The following is a 4352-nucleotide window of genomic DNA, read 5'->3' on the forward strand; positions in this document are numbered from 1 at the left end:
TACTGATAGAGAAGCCTTCGGGCAGGTTCAGGCGCTCTAACGGCAGGCTCCCTTCATCACCTGCGGCCATGGCCACTGCCTGACTGCTTTTTTCGGATTCCCCAGCATTATTCATTTGCCCGGGAGATTTTGATTCTTTACAGGATAGGATGGCCAGGAAACAAATTCCGATAGCCAAACAAAAAATGTGGGTTCCAATGCGTTTCATAGGTAGTGTCTGGTTTTACCTCAAACTTAAGAATACTGCAGACACTACAAGCCCGCTTTAACGCGGAATTTGCAATTTTAGCCCTCCTACAGGCGGTCGATGGGGTCAATCAGGGCACAAGGCTGTCTAAAAGTCAATTACTATACCCAAACTCGGTATAAACTGCCCTTCCCCCTGTGGGATTTCCACCAGGCTCCGCGGATCGATGATGGCCCCGGAACTATCACGGTTCAGTCCATATTCCGGAGGGCTGGGGATATCCTGGGAGAGGACGTTCTGAAATTCGATAAATACGTCAAATGCAAAATTCTCGAAGTTCCATTTTTTATCCAGTCGTACATCCAGCTGGCTGAAAATATCCAGTTTTTCTTCCCCCAGGCGGGAATAGTCGAGGACCACCTCGGGGTAATTGTCCAGGGTGGCCTCCAGGTCGGCAGGGACAAAAGGGGTACGCCCCGCAAACCGGTAACGGGCACTGAATTCCCAGTTTCTTCCAAATTTATAACCCCCTACAAAGGAGATCAGGTGCCGGCTGTCCCAAACCGACGGTAAGTAGCGTTCTGCATCAAATCCGGTAAATTCACTGTAAAACCAAGTGTAAGAGAAGATACCGTAGAAGTTATTGCTCAACTTTTGTTGAAAGAGCAATTCTGCCCCATAGCTCCTCCCCTTACCCACCGTTTCGACAGGTTCACTACCCAGGACCTCGAATCCTCCTCCTTTATTGGCTAAAGAGACACTATCGCGTACAGAGACCGGGTAGTCGCTGTATCGTTTATAAAACCCCTCAAGCGAAATACTGGAGGCAGGGGAAAAGTAATGTTGCAGCCCAATCACAAAATGATCGCTACGCGTATAATCGACATCTTCGTTAATAAGAACGTCTTCGTTATTCCGGAACCCGAGGATGGTATAAGGGGGTATCTTGTAGTACCGGCCCATGGAACCATTTATCCGCCAATCCGGGGCAAACTCGAAGGAGGCAGAAACCCGGGGTGAAAATGTGCTGAGCAGGCTCTCGCGGGTTGTAAAAGTGTCGTCATCCATCCGGAACCCGAAGGAGAGATCAAGGGTTTCGTTCAAAAAGGAACGGGTAAGATTTGCAAACAGGCCATATTTGGCGAAGTCGATCTCAGTGGTAAAGGCTGCACTGTTTACCACATCTAGAGTGGTATTGCTGTAGTCCGAGTATTGCACGTTGGCCCCCGTGCTCAGTTTCCACTCTCCAATAAATTGCGTCAACTCATAGCGGAGTTTGGTCTCAGACTCCGTTGCATCATTGTTGAACAAAACACCGGTTTCGTCTACCGGATTCTCATAACGGGTGAAGTTGTTATTCAACGTATTATTGCTCAGGCTGGTTAACATATAGCCTTTGCCGCTCCTAAAACGGTTTCGCCAGCTCACCCCTATGGTGTTGGTGCGCTGCTCGATAAAAGGTGCCTGCTCCAACTGGGCTTGTTGCTCGGGGTCGAATTCGTCTGGTGGGCTCGCTGTAAAATCATCAATCGACCCCAGTCCCATCAGGGTAATGGTATTGTATTCATCGAGCTGATGATCTACCTTAAACTGATAGTCCCAGTAATCGGGGCGGAAAGGCAGGCCAATCACCTGAAAAAGAAATTGCAGGTAGCTCCTTCGCACTGAGGCCAGAAAGGTAGTCTTTGAGGTTTCACCTTCTTTTTTAAAGAGCGGGCCTTCGAGAGTTAGGGCAGCTTCGCTGGCGCTTACCCTGAAATTACCCGCGAAGTTTCGGGAATTTCCCCGACGCTGCTGGAATTGGAGTACACCTGAAAGGGGATTGTCGTATCGGGAGTTGAAGGCAGATGTCGATAAGGTTACATTTTCTATAAAAGAAACATTGATCATCCCCACGGGACCTCCGGCACTCCCCTGGGTACTGAAGTGATTGATGTTGGGAATTTCCATCCCATCCAGGTAATAGACTGTTTCGTTTGGCGCCCCCCCCCGAATGATCAGATCGTTTCGAAACCCACCTATAGAAGGCGAAACGCCTGGCAGGGTTTGGGCTACCTGTACCACGTCATTATTGCTGCCAGGGTAGGTCGCTATTTCGACTGCAGAAAGCGTTTGGGTGGAGAGCGGGGTTTCCCGGGGCCTGGAAATCACATTTTCATTGGATACCACAACCTCTTCCAGTTGCTCAGAGGTCGCCTCCAATATAAAGGTATAGGCAGGCGTTCCTTTTGAACGAATTATAACGTTGTACTTAGTCTGAGATTTAAAACCCAAATAGCTGGCGACCAAATTATAGGATCCCGGGGGCACTCTCTCTATTTCGTACTTTCCTTCAAAATCTGTCTGCGCGCCGAGTTCAGTGCCCTCTAAAAATACGGACGCTCCGATTAGGGGTTCTCCCAGTTCATCGACTACTTTGCCAAAAACGGAAGTCGTGACCTGTGCACGGACCACAAATCCGAGAAGCATAAGCAAGATGAGCAGTGAATTTCTAAAATGTAAAGACATTCCTTGTTTAATGATCTTGTTAAACGTTTAGACAAAGAAAATTCAAATAATGAAGAAGAGGCTTTAAATTGATGTTAAAACAGCCCTGATTTATTACCTAAAGGGGTTAGAATAGCAATCTCAATTCTAATGGGTATAAGCAATCCTGAGGTTTAGTGTCTTGACTTAAAAAAAGCCGCCCTCTCACGGGCGGCTTTTATAATATGCTGCAATGCAGATCTATTTAATCTCCACGAGTTCAAGTTCAAAAACAAGATCTTGCCCGGCCAAAGGGTGATTGGCGTCGACTATAATGCTGTCGTCCTTAACTTCAGCAATCCGCAGTTGGCGTTCGCTTCCGTCTTCTCCGCGGGCGACTAATCCCATGCCGATTTCAGGTTTGATTTCCTCAGGGAGTTGTTCCTTGGCAATTTCCTGGAATAATTCTTTCTGGACTTCTCCGTAAGCCTCTTCCTTGGGAATATTGATGGTCTTTTTTTCTGCGACTTCCATATCGAGAAGCCCTTTCTCAAATCCGGGAATCAGGCTGCCCTGACCCAGTGCCACTTCAAGGGGCTCCCGCTCCAGGGAACTGTCAAAAACTTCTCCCGTCGTTAATTTTCCAGTGTAGTGTACCCGTACGGTGTCGTTCTCCTTTACTTTACTCATCTTGTGCTTTTTATTTATACAAATTTACGGGGGCAAATATACGGGTAAAAGGCCCGGCAGCCGAAGGATAAGGTGAGTATCTGTGCTAAGGGATTGTTAAAAGGAATCTGGGGCGTTCAGGGCTTGTCGGACTGGCGGATAAAGGGTACAAACCGGACGGCCATTAGTTTCTCCGACTTGAATTTTCCATTGGACCGGGTGATCAGGGTCAGCTGACGTACGCCTCCATGGGGGCCAATAGGAATAACCATCCTCCCTCCTTCTGCCAGTTGTTCCATGAGGGTCTCGGGGAGTTCTTCCGCTCCGGCGGTTACCATAATAGCGTCAAAAGGGGCCGCCTCCGGCCAACCGTTATACCCGTCTCCAATCCGGACATTCACATTTTTATACTTCAGGCGTTTCAGACGTTTTTTGGCCTCCTCGCCCAGGGTTTCGACAATTTCTATGGTATAGACTTCGCCCCCAAGTTCAGAGAGGATCGCGGCCTGATATCCCGAACCTGTGCCTATTTCCAGGACGCGCTCCCCGGCCTGCACCCCAAGGGTCTGCGTCATATACGCCACGATATAGGGCTGTGAGATCGTCTGCCCCTCTCCAATGGGCAACGCCCGGTCATTGTAGGCCCAGGGCCTGTATTCTTTGAGCACAAATTCATGACGGGGTACCGAACGCATAACCTCCAACACCAGGGTGTCGGTGATATCCCGCGCCTCCAACTGCTCGCGAACCATCGATTCACTCAGGGCAGCATAGTCTTGTTGAGCACCACCTTTGGCCATTGCGAATAGAAAAAAAAGTATGAGCATTCCCGCTTTACGCATTCGAAAAAACATTCATTTAGGATCTAAAAATACAATTAAAACATGAGTGTCCTGAGTATCTTCCACCAACGGTTGCAATTATTGGTCCCAAAGGCGTAACCCGCTATCTGCGAAACCGGCGAAGGCCTGCTATCTTCTTTTTTGAATTGATAAAATACACTCCTGTGAGTAAGATGACTGCAGCAGTT

Annotated in this window: 4 protein-coding genes; all 4 read right to left on the reverse strand. The window is 48.5% G+C overall.

What is annotated here, in order from left to right; all coding sequences use genetic code 11:
* The coding region (locus tag WBV75_RS10535) for a hypothetical protein (protein ID WP_424120571.1) at positions 1 to 208 on the reverse strand (208 nt) is incomplete at its 3' end.
* Between the two features lie 126 nt (positions 209 to 334).
* The gene (locus tag WBV75_RS10540; protein ID WP_424120572.1) at positions 335 to 2695 is read right to left on the reverse strand and encodes a TonB-dependent receptor; all 2361 of its coding nucleotides are present in this window, start codon (positions 2693 to 2695) and stop codon (positions 335 to 337) included.
* Between the two features lie 219 nt (positions 2696 to 2914).
* Positions 2915 to 3343, reverse strand: coding sequence for an FKBP-type peptidyl-prolyl cis-trans isomerase (locus tag WBV75_RS10545; protein WP_424120573.1), 429 nt, complete (start codon positions 3341 to 3343; stop codon positions 2915 to 2917).
* A 116-nt stretch (positions 3344 to 3459) separates the two neighbouring features.
* Positions 3460 to 4149 (reverse strand): protein-L-isoaspartate(D-aspartate) O-methyltransferase, encoded by a 690-nt coding sequence (locus WBV75_RS10550; RefSeq protein WP_424120574.1) that lies wholly within the window; start codon positions 4147 to 4149, stop codon positions 3460 to 3462.
* Positions 4150 to 4352 lie beyond the last annotated feature (203 nt).

The organism is Robiginitalea sp. (genome assembly GCF_049588695.1).
Classification (GTDB): domain Bacteria; phylum Bacteroidota; class Bacteroidia; order Flavobacteriales; family Flavobacteriaceae; genus Robiginitalea.

Coding starts and splice junctions, on each gene's coding strand:
- WBV75_RS10540 (WP_424120572.1), bottom strand. CDS start 2,695: ATGTCTTTACATTTTAGAAATTCACTGCTCATCTTGCTTATGCTTCTC.
- WBV75_RS10545 (WP_424120573.1), bottom strand. CDS start 3,343: ATGAGTAAAGTAAAGGAGAACGACACCGTACGGGTACACTACACTGGA.
- WBV75_RS10550 (WP_424120574.1), bottom strand. CDS start 4,149: ATGCTCATACTTTTTTTTCTATTCGCAATGGCCAAAGGTGGTGCTCAA.